Below are 16,946 nucleotides of genomic sequence, written 5' to 3' on the forward strand. Positions count from 1 at the left end.
CTCCTTCAGCCCTGTGCCATCAGCGCGTAGCCGAACAGCAGGGACACTACCAGCAATGCAATGCTCGCAACGGCCCAGCGCCGCGCGAAAGTGTCGATCGTCTCGAAGCCTCGTCCGGCCGCGGCGACCAGGCCGCCGAGCCGGCCCAGCGCGACGCCGAGATCGCCGGCCGGGATCTGCGGCAGCGCCCGCCCGAGGCTGTCCAGCCCGACCGCGATGGCGGCACCGATCAGCACCGGCCAAAGTGCGGCCCACAGCGCCGCGGGCGACAGGGCCTCGGGCAGCGCGCCGAGCGGCAGCAGCAGGCAGAGCGCCCACGGCAGCGCCACCGAGGCCAGCGCCATCGCCAGCCAGCAGACCACCAGCACCGACGGCGCGCGGGCGCCCGGATCGACCGCCGTGTCGGCAGCCAGCCGCCGCAGGAAATGGACCATCAGCAGGGTGGTGGCAATCGAGGACACCACGGCCACGGTGGCCGCCAGGCCGCTGCCCATGAAGTCCTTGGCCGCGTACTTGGCGAGCGCGCCGCCGGTCAGCGGCAGGCCACCGAGCCCCAGCGCGATGACCGCGGCCGGCAGCAGCATCGGCCACAGGTGGCGGCGCCCGGTCAGCATGACCACGCCGACGGCCAGGAACAGGGCGCCCTTCACGAGCAGGTGATGGGCCGCGTAGAAGGCCGCGGCCAGCGCGGTGCCGGGGTCGCCGGCGGCCAGGCCCATGCCGATCACGGCCGCCAGGAAGCCCATCTGGCTGACGCTCGAGTAGGCCAGGACCAGCTTGGGCTGGGTCTGCGTGATGCCGATCGCCACGCCGTAGAGCGCGCCGAGGAGCCCGAGCGCGGCCAGCGGCAGGCCGAAGGACGGCAGCGCGGCATCGAAGGGCAGGAAGCGGACCAGCGCGATGATGCTGGCCTTGACCACGGCACCGCTCATCACCGCCGCGGCCGGGATCGGCGCCGCGCCGTAGGCGATCGGCATCCAGAAGTGCAGCGGCAGCAGGCCGGCCTTCATGCCGAGGCCCACGACGAGCAGCAGCAGCGTGAGATCGCGCCACGGCGAGCCCGGCAGCGCCGCCACCGCATCGGCGATCAGCAGGCTGCCGTCCGGCGTGGCCAGCGCCAGCAGCAGCAGGCCGGCGAGCAGGAAGGCCTCGGCCAGCAGCGCCAGTCCGAGGTAGAGCGCGCTGGCGCGGAACGCATCCGGCCCTTCGCCCTGCAGCACCAGGCCGCTGGCACCGACGCTGAGCACGGCCAGCAGGAAGTAGAAGCCGATCAGGTCTGCCGCCAGGAAGACGCCGACCGAGCCGGTCAGCGTCATCAGCCAGCAGACGATGAAGCCGTCGCGGTCAGGCCGCCCGCGCAGCCAGCGCGCCGCGTAGGCACCGGCGAAGATCCACAGCACCGCGGCGACGCCGAGCAGCATCGCGCCCGGCGCATCGAGCGCGAACGTCAGCGAGAAGTAGGCATTGCCCAGCACCAGGTCCGGCTCGGCGCCGGCCAGCAGGGCCGCCGCCAGCGCCGGCACCGGGGCCAGCGCGAACAGCCCCGGCAGGCGCCGGCGCAGGGCGGGAAACGCGCAGGCCAGCAGCAGCAGCAGCGGCACGCCGAGCGCCAGCGGCAGCAGCACCGGCACTTCGAACACGATTGCGGCGAGTGTGACGGAGCCGATCATCGGACCCCCATCGCGAGCAGGCCTGTGCGGCCGATCTGGGCGACGTCGACCGGCAGCAGCGCCACCGCGCCGAGCAGGAACGAGCACAGCGCGAGCGCCAGCACGGCCCCCTGCTGGTAGCCCGGCACGCGCGCCTTCGGCACCCAGCCGAGGGCGGCCGGCGCCATCGCGCGCACCATCACCATGAAGACGTAGGCGCTGGTCAAGAGGCCGCCGGCCATCATCACCAGCACCCACCACCACTGGGCGGTGGCGATGGCCGCCGACAGCAGCATCCACTTGGCGAGGAAGCCGCCCGAGGGCGGCAGCCCGATCAGCGAGACGCCGGCCAGCGCAAAGGCAGTCATCGTCATCGGCAGGGCCCGCCCGGCGCCGCGCAGGTCGGCCACGCGGTCATGGCCGAGCGTCGTGTAGATGAGCCCGGCCGCCATGAACATCGCGGCCTTGGCAGTCGCATGCGAGATCGCCTGCAGCAGCCCGCCGGTGACCGCGAAGCTGCTGTCCAGCTGCGCGGCATCGAGCCCGGCCACCAGCGGGAACATCAGGAACAGGTAGCCGATCTGGGCCACGGTCGAGTAGGCGATCAGCAGCTTCAGGCGCGCCTGCCGCAGGGCGACCACATTGCCGACCAGGATCGCCGAGGCGCCGAGCGCCGCGAGCACCTGGGCCGAGGGCAGCGTGATGACGCCGGCGAAGACATCGACCCACAGCCGCACCACCAGGAACCAGGCGCCCTTGATCACCAGCGCCGACAGCAACGCACTGGCGGCGGCCGGCGCGCCGGCATGCGCCGGGGGCAGCCACAGGTGGAGCGGGAACAGCGCGGTCTTGGCCAGCAGGCCGACCGTCATCGACGCGGCGGCGATCCAGGTCACGGGCTCGGCGCCGATGCGCTGGCCCAGCAGCGCGATGTCCAGGGTGCCGTAGGCGCCGTACAGCAGGAAGCCGCCGAGCAGGTAGAACATCGAGCCGACCAGCGCATAAATCAGGTAGCGCAGCGCGGCCTGCAAGGTTTCGCCCCGGCCGTCGAGGCTGACCAGCGGCACGCCGGCGAAGGTGAGCAGTTCGAGCGCGACGTACAGCGTGAAGACGTCGCCGCTCACGAACACGAGGTTGAGCGAGCCCCAGACCGCGAGCAGCAGCAGCCAGAAGGTCAGCGCGGAGCGCTTCTCGCGCACCCCGGCCGGGGTGCCGAAATCGCCGTTGGCGTAGACGCCGATGCCGACCACCACCACCATCACGGCCACCATCATGCAGACCGCCAGGCCATCGGCGCGCAGGCTGACGCCGAGCGGCGGCGCCCAGCCGCCGAGCAGGTAGACCAGCGCGTCGCCCGACACCCACAGCCGGTGCGCGATCGCGGCCATCAGCACGATGCCGAGCACGATCGTCGCCCAGGCCACCTGCTGCGCGCGCCGGCCGCCGAGCACGAAGCCGAGCATCATGCCGATGAAGGGCAGCAGCACGGCCAGCACCAGCAGCAGGCCGCCTGGCGTCGCCGGATCCACTGCGGGCATCGAGAGCGGCACCTAGACCTCGCTCTCGGAAGGAGGGGTCCGCGGCGCGGCGTCCGGCGCGGTCAGCGAGGCCGAGCCGGTTTCCTCGAACAGCCGCAGCACCAGAGCCACCCCCAGGGCCGAGGCGGCGAACGCCACCACCAGCGCGGTGATCAGCAGCGCCTGCGGCACCGGGTCGCCGCCCATTCCGGCGCCGGCGCCGCGGCGCGCGATCACGGCGGCGACCAGGAAGATGCCGTTGCCCATCACGTTGAAGGCCATGATCTTGCGCAGCGGGTGCGGGTTCACGATGAGGCCGTAGAGCCCCAGGCCGATCAGCACCGCGGCGCACAGTCCGAGCAGGGTGGGCGTGTTCATTCGCGGGTGTCCTTGCGGCTCGGCGGCCCGGTCAGGAGCAGCGCCAGCGTGACCGCCAGCGACGGCAGCAGCGCCGCCTCGATGACCACGATCAGGGGCTTGGCGAACGCCTCCGGATAGCCGAGGAAGGCGCCCGCGATGACGCTGCCGAGCAGGCCGACCGCGATGAATGCGGCCGGGCCGCCGGCCAGCGCGATCCGGACCCAGCGCCGGTCGACCGCGGGCGCATCCGACAGGCCGGCCATCATGACCAGCAGCCACATCGCGGCCAGCACCGTGGCACCCTGGAACTTGCCGCCCGGATGGTCGGCGCCGACCCAGAGGATGTAGACGCCGACGACGATCCCGATCGGCGGCAGCACCCGCGCGAGGTAGCCCAGGATGCTGTTCGGGTCTTCCGTCGGAGCCGGCCCCGGCCGCCCGCCCCAGAAGCGGTCGGGCGCCAGCGACCAGACGCCGACCAGGCCCAGCAGCAGCACGATGGCCTCGAGCAGCGTGTCCATCGCGCGGAAGGACATCAGCACCGCGGTGATCGGATTGCCGACGCCGGTGGCGGCGATGTTCTCGACCACCGCGGGCGCCAGGCTCGGCGCCGGATCGGGCAGCAGCAGCACGCAGGCGCCGATGCCGGCGGCCACGGCGGCGGAGACGATCGCGGCCAGCAGCCGCGTCGCGAGGCCGGGCCGCTCGGCCCAGGCTGGCGTCTCGGTCGCGCGCAGCCGCGCGGCGGCGGCGATCAGCAGCACGCCGGTCAGGCCGGCGCCGATCGCCGCCTCGGTCATCGCGACGTCGACCGCGCGCAGCTGCAGCCAGGCCAGCGTGAGCAGCAGCCCGTAGGGGACGAAGCCGGTCACCGCGGCGAAGGTGTCGCGCGCCACCACGGTCCAGATGGCCAGCGCCATGAGCAGGCCCACCAGGGCCAGGGTCAGCGCCAGGGTCATGACTTGCCTCCGTCGGACCCGCCGCGCCGCGCCGCGCGCGCGATGAGCTGCGACACCGTGGCCGAGGCCAGCAGCACCATCAGCCAGACCAGGACCAACTTGAGCCCGGCCATCACGCCGTCCATCTGCGGCAGCAGGCCGATCACCACCAGGCCGAGCCCGAGGTTGTCGGCCTTGGTCAGCGCGTGCGCCCGCGTGAAGGTGTCGGGGAAGCGCAGAAGGCCCACGGTGCCGGCGAGGAAGAAGAAGGCGCCCGCGACCACGGCGACGATCGTGAAGATGTCCAGGATGGCCCTCATGCGCGGTCCTCCGGTTCTGTGTGCACGGCACCGGGGCGCGAGCCGGCCTTGACGAAGGCCAGCGCGGCGAAGGCCGCCAGCACGGCCAGGATCAGCGCCAGGTCGACCACGGCCTCGGCGCCGATCGCGGCTCCCAGCAGCAGCAGGGCCGCGATGCCGGCGGTGCCGAACAGCTGCACCGACATCATGCGATCGACGTCGTCGGGACCGCGCAGGATGCAGATCAGGCCCACCGCGACCGTCAGCAGCACGAAGGCCGAAGCGCCGAGCAGGAATTCAGTCATGGTGGCGCTCCCCGGCGACCAGCGCGCGGCGCAGGCGCAGCTCCTCGGCCGCCAGCTGTTCGGCGACCGGCGCGTCGAGGTCCAGGCAGTGGTAGGTGATGTCGTGCTCCGATTCGGCGACCGGCACCGAGCCAGGCAGCAGGCTGGTGATCGAGCTGAACTCGTTGCGCGCCAGGCCGGGGCGGAAGCCGACCTTGTAGACGATGAAGCCGGGCTTCAGCGGCATGCGCGGCGACAGCGCCCGGCGCGCGACGTCGACGCCGGCCAGCACCGACTGCCAGAGGAAATGCGGCAGGAAACCGAACAGCGCGCCCAGGCGCAGATGCCCCGCCTCGGGCGGCAGCAGGCGCAGGCTGGCGAAGGTTCCGGCGGCCACGGCGACCAGGCCAACCCCGAGGTCGGCGGGCTTGAGGCTGGGCATCAGCAGCAGCCAGAGCACCAGCAGCATCAGTCCACGGACCACGGCCGTGGCGCGCCGCGACGGTGCGGCCGGGGTGGCGGGATCGGCGGCGGCGGGCTTCATGCGCTCGCCTCCGTGCCGCCGGCACTGGTCAGCCGGACATCGATCCTGCTCAGTCGCTCGAACAGGCGGGCCTCCGTGCGCACCGGCCACCAGTCGTAGAGAAAGATCTCCATCGGCCGCCACAGCGCCACCCAGGCGCCGATCACGAGGCTGTCGTGGATCAGGGTCGCGTAGCGCCCCTGGCCGACGAAGCTGGCGATCGACTCGCCGACCACCGCGGCGGCGCCGACGAACAGCACGCCGATCAGCAGGCTGATGCGGCCGATGCGGAACAGCTTGCGCAAGCCGCGCCAGGTGGCCAGCGCGCGCTGGCGGAAGTATTCGTCGACCGCGTCCTTCAGCATCGCGGCATCGGACGGCGCAACGGCCTCGGCGCCGACGTGCACGACCAGTTCCAGCGGCCGGCCGGCCGGCACCTCCTGGGCCCAGTCGACGATGTAGTCCTGCGCCTTGGCATCGAGGTCGCGCTGGCGGAAAGGCGCCGGGTCCATCGAGTTGAACAGCTGCCGGAGTTCGGCCACGTGCAAGTCGAGCACCGCGGTCCCGGTCGGTGTTGCGGATGCCTGCATCTGCGTTGCCCCGTCAGCCAGCCGGCCGTTCACGCCGGCTCGGCCTCGCCTGCCGGCGGCGTCGGCTTCTCCTTGCCGAGCACCAGCACGTACAGGGTCGGCAGGAAGACCAGCGTCAGCAGCGTGGCCACCAGCAGGCCGCCCATGATCGCGAAGGCCATCGAGCCCCAGAACACGGTCGGCGCGATCGGGATCAGGCCCAGCACGGTCGAGATCGAGGTCAGCATCATCGGCCGCATCCGCGAGGTGCCCGAGGCCACCACGGCGTCGAGCACGTTCATGCCCTCGGCCCGGTAGGTCTCGATCTGCACGATCAGGATCACGCCGTTCTTGGCGATCATGCCGATCAGCGCCAGGATGCCGAGGATGGCGACGAAGCCCAGCGGCCGGTTGAACACCAGCAGCGTGAGCACCACGCCGATCAACCCCAGCGGCATCACGCAGACCACCATCGCGAGCCGGCGAAAGCTCACCAGCAGCACCATCATGCTCAGCAGCATCAGCACGATCATGAGCGGCACCACCGCGAACACCGAGGCGCTCGACTCCGCGCTTTCCTCGGACAGGCCGCCGGTCTCGATCTTGTAGCCCTTCGGCAGCTTGGCGTTGAACTCCTTGATCTTCGGTGCCAGCGCCTCGACGATGGTGTCGGGCAGCGCGCCGTGGACCACGTCGGCGCGCACCGTGAGCGTCGGCACCCGGTTGCGGCGCCACACCAGCGGCGACTCCTGCTCCTCGGAGAAGGTGGCGAACTGGTTCAGCGGCACCATGCGGCCGCTGGCGGTGGGCACCTGCAGGGTGCTCAGCGTCTGCAGCGACAGCCGCTGCTCGGCGCTCGAGCGGGCCACCACGTTGATCAGGTAGATGTCGTCGCGCACCTGCGTGACCGCGGTGCCGGTCACGGTCGCGTTCATGATGCCGGCCAGCGCGCCGGTGCTGATGCCGAGCTGGCGCGCCTCGTCCTGGTTGACGCGGATCTGGATCTGCCGCGCCGGCTCCATCCAGTCGAAGTTCACGTGCCGGGCCTGCGGATGCGAGCCCAGGATGCCCGCCAGCTCGAGCGATATCTTGCGCACCTCGTCCTTGTCGGGCCCCATCACGCGGTACTGCAGCGGCCAGCCCACGGGCGGCCCGAGCTCGAGCGGCGACACCCGCGCCACCATGTCCGGGAACTGCTCGGCCAGCACCTTCTCGAGCTTGATCTGCAGGCGGTCGCGGGACTCGAGGTCCTTGGCGACCACGACCAGCTGCGAGAAGAAGGGATTCGCCAGCTGCACGTTGAGCGTCAGGATGAAGCGCACCGCACCGCGGCCGACATAGCTGCTGAAGTGGTCGACATCGGGGTCGGCCTTGAGGATCTCCTCGAGCTTCTTGACCTCTTCCTCGGTGGCATAGATCGATGCGTTCTGACGCAGCGTCAGGTCGACCGTCAGCTCGGGCCGGTCGGAGGCCGGGAAGAACTGCTGCGGCACGAAACGAACCAGGAACATCGACCCCACGAAGGCCGCCAGCGTGAGCCCGATGGTCAGCCACTTGGCGCGGATCGCACCCTTGAGGAAACCGCCGTAGGCATTCAGGAACTTGCTGGGCTTGACCACCGCATCGGCCTTGGGCGACTTGAGCAGCGCCTTGCCCACCAGCGGCGCGAAGATCACGGCGCCGAGCCAGGAGACGATCAGCGCGATCGCCACCACGGCGAAGATCGAGAAGGTGTACTCGCCGGCCGAGCTGCGCGCGAAGCCGATCGGCACGAAGCTGGAGATCGACACCAGCGTGCCGATCAGCATCGGCGCCGCCAGCGTGCGGTAGGCGAAGGTCGCGGCCTGGTCCTTGGTGTCGCCGGCCGCGAGGCGGTTGAGCATCGCGTCGACCGTGGTCATCGCGTCGTCGACCAGCAGGGTCAGCGCGATGATCAGCGCGCCGAGCGAGACCCGGTGCAGGTCGATGTTCACGAAGTCCATGATCGCGAAGACGATCGCCAGCGTGAGCGGGATCGACAGCGCCACCACCGCGCCGGGCCGCACGCCCAGGCTCACGAAGCTGCACACCAGGATGATCGCGATCGCCTGCCACAGCGAGGCCATGAAGTCGCTGATCGCGACATCGACCGTGACCGCCTGGTCGGCCACCAGCGTCGGCTCGATGCCGTGCGGCAGGTTGGCCGTGATGTCGGCCATCACGGCCTTGATGTTCTTGCCGAGCGCGAGGATGTCGCCGGCGTCGCGCATCGCGATCGCGAGGCCGATCGCCGGCTTGCCGTTGACCCTGAACATCGGCTGCGGCGGGTCGGTGAAGCCGCGCCGCACGGTCGCGATGTCGCCCAGGCGGATGTTGCGCCCGCCCAGCACCAGGTTGACCGACTCGATGTCGCGCTCGTTGTCGAAGGAGCCGGTGACGCGCATGAAGACGCGCTCCTGCTCGGTGTGCAGCACGCCGGCCGGGCGGATCACGTTCTGCGCCTGCAGCGCCGCCACGATCGCGCCGTAGTCCAGGCGCAAGCCGGCCAGGCGCTCGGTCGAGAACTCGATGAAGATCTGCTCGTCCTGCGCGCCCAGCACCTCGATCTTCGAGACGTCGGGCACCTGCAGCAGGCGCGAGCGCGCGTCTTCGACCTTGTCGCGCAGTTCGCGGAAGGTGTAGCCGTCGGCGGTGAAGGCATAGATGATGCCGAAGGTGTCGCCGAAGTCATCGTTGAAGAAAGGGCCGACGACGCCGGTCGGCAGCGTCTGGCGCATGTCGCCGATGTTCTTGCGCACCTGGTACCAGATGTCCGCCACCTCGGCCGGCGGCGTCGACTGCTTGAGGTCGACGAAGATCGTGGTCTGGCCCGCCGTGGTGTAGCTGCGCACCCGGTCGAGGTGCCGCGTTTCCTGCAAGGTGCGCTCCAGCCGCTCGGTGACCTGCGACAGCGTCTCGTCGACCGTGGCGCCGGGCCAGCCGGCGGCGACGATCATGGTGCGGAAGGTGAAGGCCGGGTCTTCGGCGCGCCCGAGCTTCAGGAACGACAAGGTGCCCGCGACGACCGCGATGATCATCAGGAACACCACCAGCGAGCGCTTGGAGAGCGCCCACTCCGACAGGTTCGGGCCGATCACTTCGCGGCCTCGAGCCAGCGGACCTTCTGTCCCGGCCGCAGCGCCTGGACACCGGCGGTGACGATCACATCGCCGGGCGCCAGCCCCTGGGAGACTTGAACGCGGGCCGCGTCATAGGCGCGCACCTGCACGTTGCGAGCCGAAACCGTGCCGGCCTTGGTGTCGACCACCCAGACCGAGGTCTGGCCGTTGGCGCGGAGCAGCGCGCTGGCCGGGATGTCGAGCGCGGGCTCGGTGTTGAGCTTCATGCGCCCGGTGACGGTGCTGCCCAGGCGCATCGCCGCGGGCGGATTGATCAGCCGGACCCGGACCGCGAAGGTGCCGGTGACCGGATCGGCGCGCGGCGAGACTTCGCGCACCTTGCCCACCGCCGTGACCTTCGGGTCGCCGCCGAGCGAGACCAGGATGTCGGGATTGGTCGGCGCGATGTCCTTGATCTGGGCCGGGACGTCGAAGACCGCGTCGATGGCGCCTTCGCGTGCCACCTGCACGATCATGCGGCCGGCCGGCACCACCTCGCCGGGCTCGGCGCCGCGCGCCGTGACCACCCCGGCCACGTCGGACAGCAGCCGGGTGTAGCTCAGGCGGTTCTGCGCGATGTCGACCAGCGACTGGGCCGAATTGACCTGCGACTGCGTGACCTTGAGCATCGCCTCGGCCTGCTCGAACGAGGCCCGCGAGACCGCGTTCTCGGCCAGCAGGTCGCGCATCCGGTTGAAGGTATTGCGGGCCTCGATGCCCTGGGCCTGCGCGGCCGCCAATTGGGCCCGCGCGGACTGCAGGCTGCTGTCCTCGTTCATCTGGTCGAGGCGCGCCAGCAGCTGGCCGGGCCTGACCCGGTCGCCGATGTCGACGTTGCGCTCGATCAGCCGGCCGTCGATGCGGAAGGACTGGTTGACTTCGCTCTGGGCTTGTATGCGCCCGGTCAGCGACACGGTGTCGCCGACCGTGCGCTGCTCGATCGTCATGACGCGGACGGGACGGACCTCGGGCGCCGGCGCCTCTTCGGCCCGCCTGCAGGCCGACAGCGACACCAGGGCCGCGACCGCCAGCAGCGTCGTCGTCCAGGACCAGTTTCCGAATCGATGGGCAGCGGATTTCACATGCACGAGCTGGCTTCCTCTTTGATCTTGCGTCAGAAGTCGACCGGATCGCGAATGATCGGGCAGGTCATGCAATGGCCGCCTCCGCGTCCGCGGCCCAGTTCGGCCCCGACGATGGTCACCACCTCGATGCCCTGCTTGCGCAGCAGCGTGTTGGTGTAGGTGTTGCGGTCGTATGCATAAACCACGCCCGGTGACGCGCAGACCAGGTTCGCGCCGCTGTCCCACTGGGTGCGCTCGCGCTGGTAGTCGCTGCCGCCGGCTTCGACCACGCGCAGCTTCTTGAAGCCCAGCGCCTGGGCCACGACGTCCACGAAGGGCTTGTTCTCGGCATGCAGTTCGACGCCGCTCGGATGGCTGCTCGGGCGGTACGAGTAGGTGCGGGTCTGGTTCATGAAGTCCGGCGCCAGCAGCACGCAGTCGCGGTCGGCGAAGGTGAACACGGTGTCGAGGTGCATCGCGGCGCGGATCTTGGGCATGGCCGCGACGATGACGCGTTCGGCCGCGCCCTTCTTGAATAGCGTGGCCGCGAGCTGGCTGATGGCCTGGCGCGAGGTGCGCTCGCTCATGCCGATCAGCACGTTGCCCTTGCCGATCGGCATCACGTCGCCGCCTTCGAGGGTGGCCAGGCCGTGGTCTTCGGTCGGGTCGCCCCACCAGACGTTGACCTTGCCGGCGAAGTCGGGGTGGAACTTGTAGATCGCGGTGGTGAGGATGGTTTCTTCGTGGCGCGCCGGCCAGTACAGCGGATTGAGCGTCACGCCGCCGTAGATCCAGCAGGTGGTGTCGCGGGTGTAGAGCGTGTTGGGCAGCGGCGGCAGCAGGTATTCGGTGACGCCTGCGGCCTCGCGCACCACCTCCAGCGCCTTGCCGCCGATGGACTCGGGGAAGTCGTTGGTCGACAGCCCGCCGATCAGCGTCTCGGCCAGCTTGCGGTTGTCCAGGCCCTCGAGATAGCTTCGCAGTTCGTCGATGAAGCCGAGACCGACCTGGTTGGGCACGACCTGGTTGTCGAGGATCCACTTCTTGCCCTCGGGCACCGCCACCGTCTCGGCCAGCAGGTTGTGCATCTCGACCACCTCGACGCCGCGGTCGCGCATCTTGGTGACGAAATCGAAGTGGTCGCGCTTGGCGTTCTCGACCCACAGCACGTCGTCGAACAGCAGCTGGTCGCAGTTGCTCGGCGTCAGGCGCGAATGGGCCAGGCCCGGGGCGCACACCATCACCTTGCGCAGCTGCCCGACTTCCGAGTGCACGCCGAACGTTGTCTCTTTCGCTTCTGTAGTCGCCATGATGTTCTCCAGGAATCCGGTGAGTGAACGGTATATCCAGCTTGTGACTAGATGGTGATGGTGCCGGTCGCGAGTCCGTAGATGCCGACCACGGCACCCACTACAGCGACCAGGAAAATGACCCAGTCGGTGACCGTGAAGACGGTCTTGTTCTGCTCGCGCCGGGCCCAGATATACAGCAGCGTGCCGGGCGCATAGAGCACCGCCGACAGCAGGATGAACTTGAGGCCGCCGGCGTAGATCATGAAGACCGTGTAGACCACCGCCACCGACGCCATGACCAGGTCGCGCGTGCGCTCCTCGGGGCGCAGCTCGTAAGTCTCGGCGCGCTTCGAGATCATGAAGCCGTAGGCGGCCACGAACAGGTACGGGATCAGCGCCATCGCGCTGGTGAGGTTCAGCATCAGCGCGAAGGCATCGTTCGAGAAGTAGGTGGTGATCACCAGCAGCTGGACGATGATGTTCGACAGCCACAGCGCGTTGGCCGGCACCTGGTTGGCGTTCTCCCTGGCGAAGATCGCCGGCATGTCCTTCGTCTTGGCCGCGGTGAACAGCACCTCGGCGCAGATCAGCGACCAGGCCAGGTAGGCGCCCAGCACCGAGATGATCAGGCCGACGCTCACGAAGACGGCGCCCCAATGGCCGACCACCGCCTCCAGCACCGCGGCCATCGAGGGCTGGCGCATGCCGGCGATGTCCGCGCGCTGCAGCGCCGCATAGGGCAGCATCGTGACCAGCACCATCAGGCCGGTGACGCCGATGAAGCCGAGGATGGTGGCCTTGCCGACGTCCGCGCGCTCCTTGGCAAAGCGCGAATAGACGCTGGCGCCCTCGATGCCGAGGAACACGAACACCGTGACCAGCATGGTGGCGCGCACCTGCTCGAAGATCCCGCCCTCCAGGCCGCCGCCGTACAGGTTGGCGCTGAACAGGTCCATCTTGAAGGCGAAGGCCAGGAGCACGATGAAGACCAGGATCGGGATGATCTTGGCGACCGTGACCACGCTGTTGATGAAGGCCGCCTGCTTGATGCCGCGCAGGATCATGAAGTGGAACAGCCAGATGCCCACCGAGGCGACCACGATCGCCACCACCGTGTTGCCTTCGCCGAAGACCGGAAAGAAGGCGCCCAGCGTGGACTTGATGAGCACCCAGTACGACACGTTGCCGATGCAGCTGCCGATCCAGTAGCCGAAGGCCGACAGGAAGCCGGGGTAGTCGCCGAAGCCGGCCTTGGCATAGGCGAAGACGCCGGCGTCGAGGTCGGGCTTGCGTTCGGCCAGCGACTGGAAAACCCGCGCCAGCATGTACATGCCCGTGCCGGCGATGAGCCATGCGATGACGGCGCCGAGCGGGCCGGTCGCGTTCGCGAAGGTGCGAGGCAGGGAGAAAATCCCTGCGCCGACCATCCCGCCCACCACCATCGCGGTGAGCTGCATGCGCGACATCTTCTGGTCAGTCGAAGCCATTCCTACTCCTTGTTGTTCTTTGCGATCACGTCAATCCGAGCCAGCGCTTGACGTTTGGGCTGCAGGATTGATCCGTCAATGTGGTTTGTCAAGGCGCACGCATACGCACGCCGCGAAGCGCTCGCCCTCAGAAACCCTTGCGGATGTTCAGCCAGAATTCGGTCGAGCTGTAGTTGAATCCGATCGAGTTGCTCTGGTCTCGGATCCAGAGCAATTCGGGCCGCAGCGTCCAGGTGGGCACGAACTCCCACACCAGGTAGGCACCGACCTCGTACAGGTTGTCCTTGCGGCGCAGCAGTACGCTGTTGTCGAGCGCGTCGGGGTGGAAGTGGATGCGGTCGTTGTTGAAGGCATCTCGCTCCCACCAGACGAAGGTGCCCCAACCCAGCTTGTTGTTGACGGTGAAGTCCAGCGCGGCGGTGGCGCCGTAGAAGCTGGAGTTGCCGTCCGGCCTGCTGGTCGCGAAATGCTGGCCGCCGTGCGCAGTGAGCGTCAGGCTGCCGGCGCCCTCCAGCAGCGAATGTACCCACCCGCCCGAGACGTCGGCGCTGGTTCGGCTGCGGTCGCGCAGCCTGCCCTCGGGATAGCGGCGGCGGCGGTATTCGGCACCCAGCGTGAGCTGGTTGTCGGGGTCGACGCGATAGCGGTAGTCGGCGAACAGGCCGGCGTCGTTGCGGTAGTCGCCATCGCCGCGATAGCTGGTGCGCCCGCGGAACCCGACCGCCAGGTTGCTCTCGCCGAACGAACGGCTGCCGGCCAGGCGCCAGCGCAAGTCGGAGTCGTTGCGGCTTTCGGAGTTGTCGTAGTAGCGGAAGCGATAGTCCAGCGTGGCATCGATCGCGTAGTCGTTCGGCAAGGCGTAGTTCATGCCGCCGCCCGCGCGTGCGTTGTAGAAGGTGTCGCGACGGTCGCCGCCGCCGAGCGCGTTGGTGCCGACGGTGTTGTTCACCTGGTAGCGCCCGATGCCGGTCTCGGCATAGCCGAAACCGGTGAGCGACCGCTTTTCGTCCAGCGCCTGGGTCGCGGCCTGGTTGTAGATCTCGACCTGGCTCAACAGGTCCTGCGGGAGGTTGTCGAAGCGCAAGACGGTCTCGAACTCGATCTTCGCCTCGGCGTACTGCCCGAGCACGTAGTAGGCGCGACCGAGTTCCAGGTGCCCGTCGACCGTGCTCGGCGGCTGGGTCTGGGCGGCCTCGACCAGTTCGCGTGCCCGGGCCGGATCCGGCTCGGCCGCGAACGCCGCCGCGGCAGCGAACAGCGCGATCGCGCCCACGTACGCGCGCAGCGCACCAGGGCGCGCGTTTTCCTTCCTCTCGCGTCGGCTCATTCAAGTTCCTCCTGAGGCCCAGCCCCTTTTTTTGGGCATTAGACACGGACCCTTTCTCGTCGGCAATGCGAACGAAGAGCACAGATGCGTCTTGACAATGTCAGCAACTCGCCCCTCTCGGCACCGCGCGCTGATCCAAACGACAGCGGGCCGCGTAGAAGAAACCGGAGCACCGCTTCGGTGCCGACCAATCGAGGAAACGCGGGCATGCAGAATCACATCGCCGGAGCGATCAGCTGGGTCGAGAAGGGACGGGTGCCTGACCGCGTCGTGCGTTTCGGCATCCGTCGACTGCTGAAGGACCGACTGACCGAAATGAAAGCCGGCGACAGGGCCGCCACCGCCCGGCTGACGCGCGAATTCATTGCCGGGATGCACGGCGCGGAGCTGGCACCGCTGGCCGACAAGGCCAACGAACAGCACTACGAACTGCCGGCGGGCTTCTTCGCGGAGGTGCTCGGCAACCACCGCAAATACAGCAGCGGCTACTGGCCCGCGTCCGACTTCACGCTCGACCAGGCCGAAGCCGCGGCGCTCGCACAGACATGCGAGCGCGCCCGGCTGGCCGATGGCCAGGAAGTGCTGGAGCTGGGATGCGGCTGGGGCTCGCTGAGCCTGTGGATGGCCGAGCGCTATCCGGCCAGCCGGATCACCGCGCTGTCGAATTCGCGGAGCCAGCGTCATCACATCGAGGCCGAGGCCCGGCGCCGCGGCCTGCGCAACCTGTGGGTCGTCACCCGGGACATCAATGTCTTCGACACCCACGAGCGCTTCGATCGGATCGTCTCGGTGGAGATGTTCGAGCACCTGCGCAACTGGCCGAGGGCCTTCGCCGATGTCTCGCGCTGGCTGGCGCCGCACGGCCGCTTCTTCATGCATGTCTTCACGCATCAGGAGGCGCCCTATGCCTTCGTGGCGCGCGACGACAGCGACTGGATGAGCCACCACTTCTTCTCGGGCGGCATGATGCCGAGCGACGACCTGGCAGCGCGCTGCCAGGACAGCCTGCGGCTGGTGGAACAGTGGCGCTGGGACGGCACGCACTACCAGCGAACGGCCGAAGCCTGGCTGCGCAACATGGACCGGCGGGCGCATGCCCTGCGCCCGCTGTTCGCGGCCACCTACGGCGCCGAGGCCGACATCTGGTGGAACCGGTGGCGCGTGTTCTTCATGTCGGTGGCCGAACTGTTCGGCTTTGCCGGCGGCCGGCAGTGGGGCGTGAGCCACTACCTGTTCGAGAACGCGCAGCGCGATGCCTGAAAGGTCGGCGCTGCCGCATGTCGCATTCGTCGGCCTGGCCGGGCTGGCATTGATCGTCGGCCTCGCGCTGCTCACCTGGCTGGCCAGCCTGCGCCAGCGCGACGCCAGCCTGGCGGACCGCGCCTGGCCGGCCTTCATCGGCGGCGCGACGCTGGTCTACGCGGCACTGCTGCCCGCCTCCGGTGTGCGCAGCCTCTGCATGGTGGTGCTCGCACTCGCCTGGTCGCTGCGGCTGGGCATCTACATCACGCTGCGCAACCGGGGCCACGGCGAAGACCGCCGCTATCGGCAGATGCGCGAGCGCAACCAGCCGCATTTCGGATTCAAGAGCCTGTACCTGGTTTTCGGATTGCAGGCGCTGCTGGGATGGACCGTCACGGCGCCGCTGCTGGTCGGCATGGCGGGAACCCGCCCCTTCGGCGGGCTCGATGCGGCGGGGTGCGCGCTGGCCGCCTTCGGCGTCGTCTTCGAGGCGATCGCCGATGCCCAAATGGCGCGTTTCAGGTCCCTTTCAGCGCAGCGCGCACGCGTGATGGACCGCGGCCTGTGGCGCTACAGTCGGCATCCCAACTATTTTGGCGAAGCTTGCGTCTGGTGGGGGGTGTGGCTGATGGCCCTGTCCGCCGCCGGGTGGGCGGGTGCCTGGTCCGTCATTTCGCCTGCACTCATGACGTTCCTGCTGCTGCGCGTGTCCGGCGTCAGCCTGCTCGAGCAGGACATCGCCGAGCGCCGGCCCGCCTACCGCGACTACATCGCGCGCACCAACGCCTTCATCCCCGGCCCGCCGCGCAAGGACCCCGCATGACATTCAGACAATTCGCCATCGCCTATGGCGCCACCGCCGCGGTCTTCCTGACGCTCGACGCCATCTGGCTGAGCCTGATGGCGGATCGCCTGTACCGGCCGGCCCTGGACCACATCATGCTGGAGCGCTTCGCGCTGGCTCCCGCCATCGGCTTCTATGCGATCTACGTCCTGGGCGTGGTGGTGTTCGCGGTGACTCCCGCGCTTCGGCAGCGCAACTGGCCGGCGGCGCTCGGCTTGGGCGCCCTGCTCGGGCTCGTCGCCTATGCGACCTACGACCTCACCAACCAGGCGACGCTGAAGGGCTGGCCCTGGCCGGTGACGTTGGCCGACCTGTGCTGGGGCACGGCCGTGACCGGCGTGTCGGCGGCGGCGGCCTGCTGGACGACTGCCCGCTGGGGTGGCCGAGCTGCAGATTGAAGCGGCTGCACGCCGC

General features: G+C 69.3%; 16 protein-coding genes. 3 read left to right on the forward strand and 13 right to left on the reverse strand.

Features of this window, described 5'->3' with window-relative positions:
- Positions 1-5: 5 nt before the first annotated feature.
- The 13 genes from QZH52_RS02140 to QZH52_RS02200 form a co-directional block, all read right to left on the reverse strand.
- Positions 6-1,670 carry a proton-conducting transporter transmembrane domain-containing protein gene (locus QZH52_RS02140; protein WP_301803066.1) on the reverse strand — a complete coding sequence of 555 codons (1,665 nt, stop codon included), beginning with the start codon at positions 1,668-1,670 and terminating at the stop codon, positions 6-8.
- A complete protein-coding gene (locus QZH52_RS02145; protein WP_301803069.1) occupies positions 1,667-3,187 on the reverse strand; it encodes a complex I subunit 5 family protein in 1,521 nt (506 codons plus the stop codon). The genes QZH52_RS02140 and QZH52_RS02145 overlap by 4 nt, the downstream gene beginning before the upstream one ends.
- Positions 3,188-3,199: 12 nt before the next feature.
- Complete coding sequence (locus QZH52_RS02150) at positions 3,200-3,544, reverse strand: NADH-quinone oxidoreductase subunit K (RefSeq protein ID WP_286538010.1); 345 nt, start codon at positions 3,542-3,544, stop codon at positions 3,200-3,202.
- A complete protein-coding gene (locus QZH52_RS02155) occupies positions 3,541-4,485 on the reverse strand; it encodes a hydrogenase subunit MbhD domain-containing protein (protein ID WP_301803073.1) in 945 nt (314 codons plus the stop codon). The genes QZH52_RS02150 and QZH52_RS02155 overlap by 4 nt, the downstream gene beginning before the upstream one ends.
- Entirely contained in the window at positions 4,482-4,784 is a 303-nt protein-coding gene (locus QZH52_RS02160) for a cation:proton antiporter (RefSeq protein WP_286538005.1), read from the reverse strand. The genes QZH52_RS02155 and QZH52_RS02160 overlap by 4 nt, the downstream gene beginning before the upstream one ends.
- Entirely contained in the window at positions 4,781-5,068 is a 288-nt protein-coding gene (locus QZH52_RS02165; protein WP_301803077.1) for an MrpF/PhaF family protein, read from the reverse strand. The genes QZH52_RS02160 and QZH52_RS02165 overlap by 4 nt, the downstream gene beginning before the upstream one ends.
- A complete protein-coding gene (locus QZH52_RS02170; protein WP_301803080.1) occupies positions 5,061-5,591 on the reverse strand; it encodes a Na+/H+ antiporter subunit E in 531 nt (176 codons plus the stop codon). The genes QZH52_RS02165 and QZH52_RS02170 overlap by 8 nt, the downstream gene beginning before the upstream one ends.
- Entirely contained in the window at positions 5,588-6,160 is a 573-nt protein-coding gene (locus tag QZH52_RS02175) for a hypothetical protein (protein ID WP_301803083.1), read from the reverse strand. The genes QZH52_RS02170 and QZH52_RS02175 overlap by 4 nt, the downstream gene beginning before the upstream one ends.
- 29 nt (positions 6,161-6,189) lie before the next feature.
- Entirely contained in the window at positions 6,190-9,255 is a 3,066-nt protein-coding gene (locus tag QZH52_RS02180; protein ID WP_301803086.1) for an efflux RND transporter permease subunit, read from the reverse strand.
- Entirely contained in the window at positions 9,252-10,364 is a 1,113-nt protein-coding gene (locus QZH52_RS02185) for an efflux RND transporter periplasmic adaptor subunit (RefSeq protein WP_301803089.1), read from the reverse strand. Before QZH52_RS02185 ends, QZH52_RS02180 begins: the two co-directional genes overlap by 4 nt.
- Positions 10,365-10,390: 26 nt before the next feature.
- Positions 10,391-11,650, reverse strand: a complete 1,260-nt coding sequence (locus QZH52_RS02190; RefSeq protein ID WP_301803094.1) for an arginine deiminase — start codon at positions 11,648-11,650, stop codon at positions 10,391-10,393.
- Positions 11,651-11,697: 47 nt separating this feature from the next.
- Positions 11,698-13,119, reverse strand: coding sequence for a basic amino acid/polyamine antiporter (locus tag QZH52_RS02195; RefSeq protein ID WP_301803100.1), 1,422 nt, complete (start codon positions 13,117-13,119; stop codon positions 11,698-11,700).
- A 127-nt stretch (positions 13,120-13,246) separates the two neighbouring features.
- Positions 13,247-14,446, reverse strand: a complete 1,200-nt coding sequence (locus QZH52_RS02200; protein ID WP_301803103.1) for a tetratricopeptide repeat protein — start codon at positions 14,444-14,446, stop codon at positions 13,247-13,249.
- A gap of 207 nt (positions 14,447-14,653) precedes the next feature.
- Here QZH52_RS02200 and QZH52_RS02205 point away from each other — a divergent pair, with 207 nt between their 5' ends.
- From QZH52_RS02205 to QZH52_RS02215, 3 genes are read left to right on the forward strand one after another with little or no spacing between them, the layout of a single operon-like run.
- Positions 14,654-15,706 carry an SAM-dependent methyltransferase gene (locus QZH52_RS02205; protein WP_301803106.1) on the forward strand — a complete coding sequence of 351 codons (1,053 nt, stop codon included), beginning with the start codon at positions 14,654-14,656 and terminating at the stop codon, positions 15,704-15,706.
- On the forward strand, positions 15,699-16,511 hold the full coding sequence (locus QZH52_RS02210) for a DUF1295 domain-containing protein (protein WP_301803109.1): 813 nt from the start codon (positions 15,699-15,701) through the stop codon (positions 16,509-16,511). Before QZH52_RS02205 ends, QZH52_RS02210 begins: the two co-directional genes overlap by 8 nt.
- Positions 16,508-16,930: a DUF2177 family protein gene (locus QZH52_RS02215; RefSeq protein WP_301803112.1), complete on the forward strand. Its 423-nt coding sequence runs from the start codon at positions 16,508-16,510 to the stop codon at positions 16,928-16,930. The genes QZH52_RS02210 and QZH52_RS02215 overlap by 4 nt, the downstream gene beginning before the upstream one ends.
- Positions 16,931-16,946: the final 16 nt, after the last annotated feature.

Origin of the sequence: Variovorax ginsengisoli, assembly GCF_030486595.1 — a bacterium.
GTDB lineage: Bacteria > Pseudomonadota > Gammaproteobacteria > Burkholderiales > Burkholderiaceae_C > Variovorax > Variovorax ginsengisoli_B.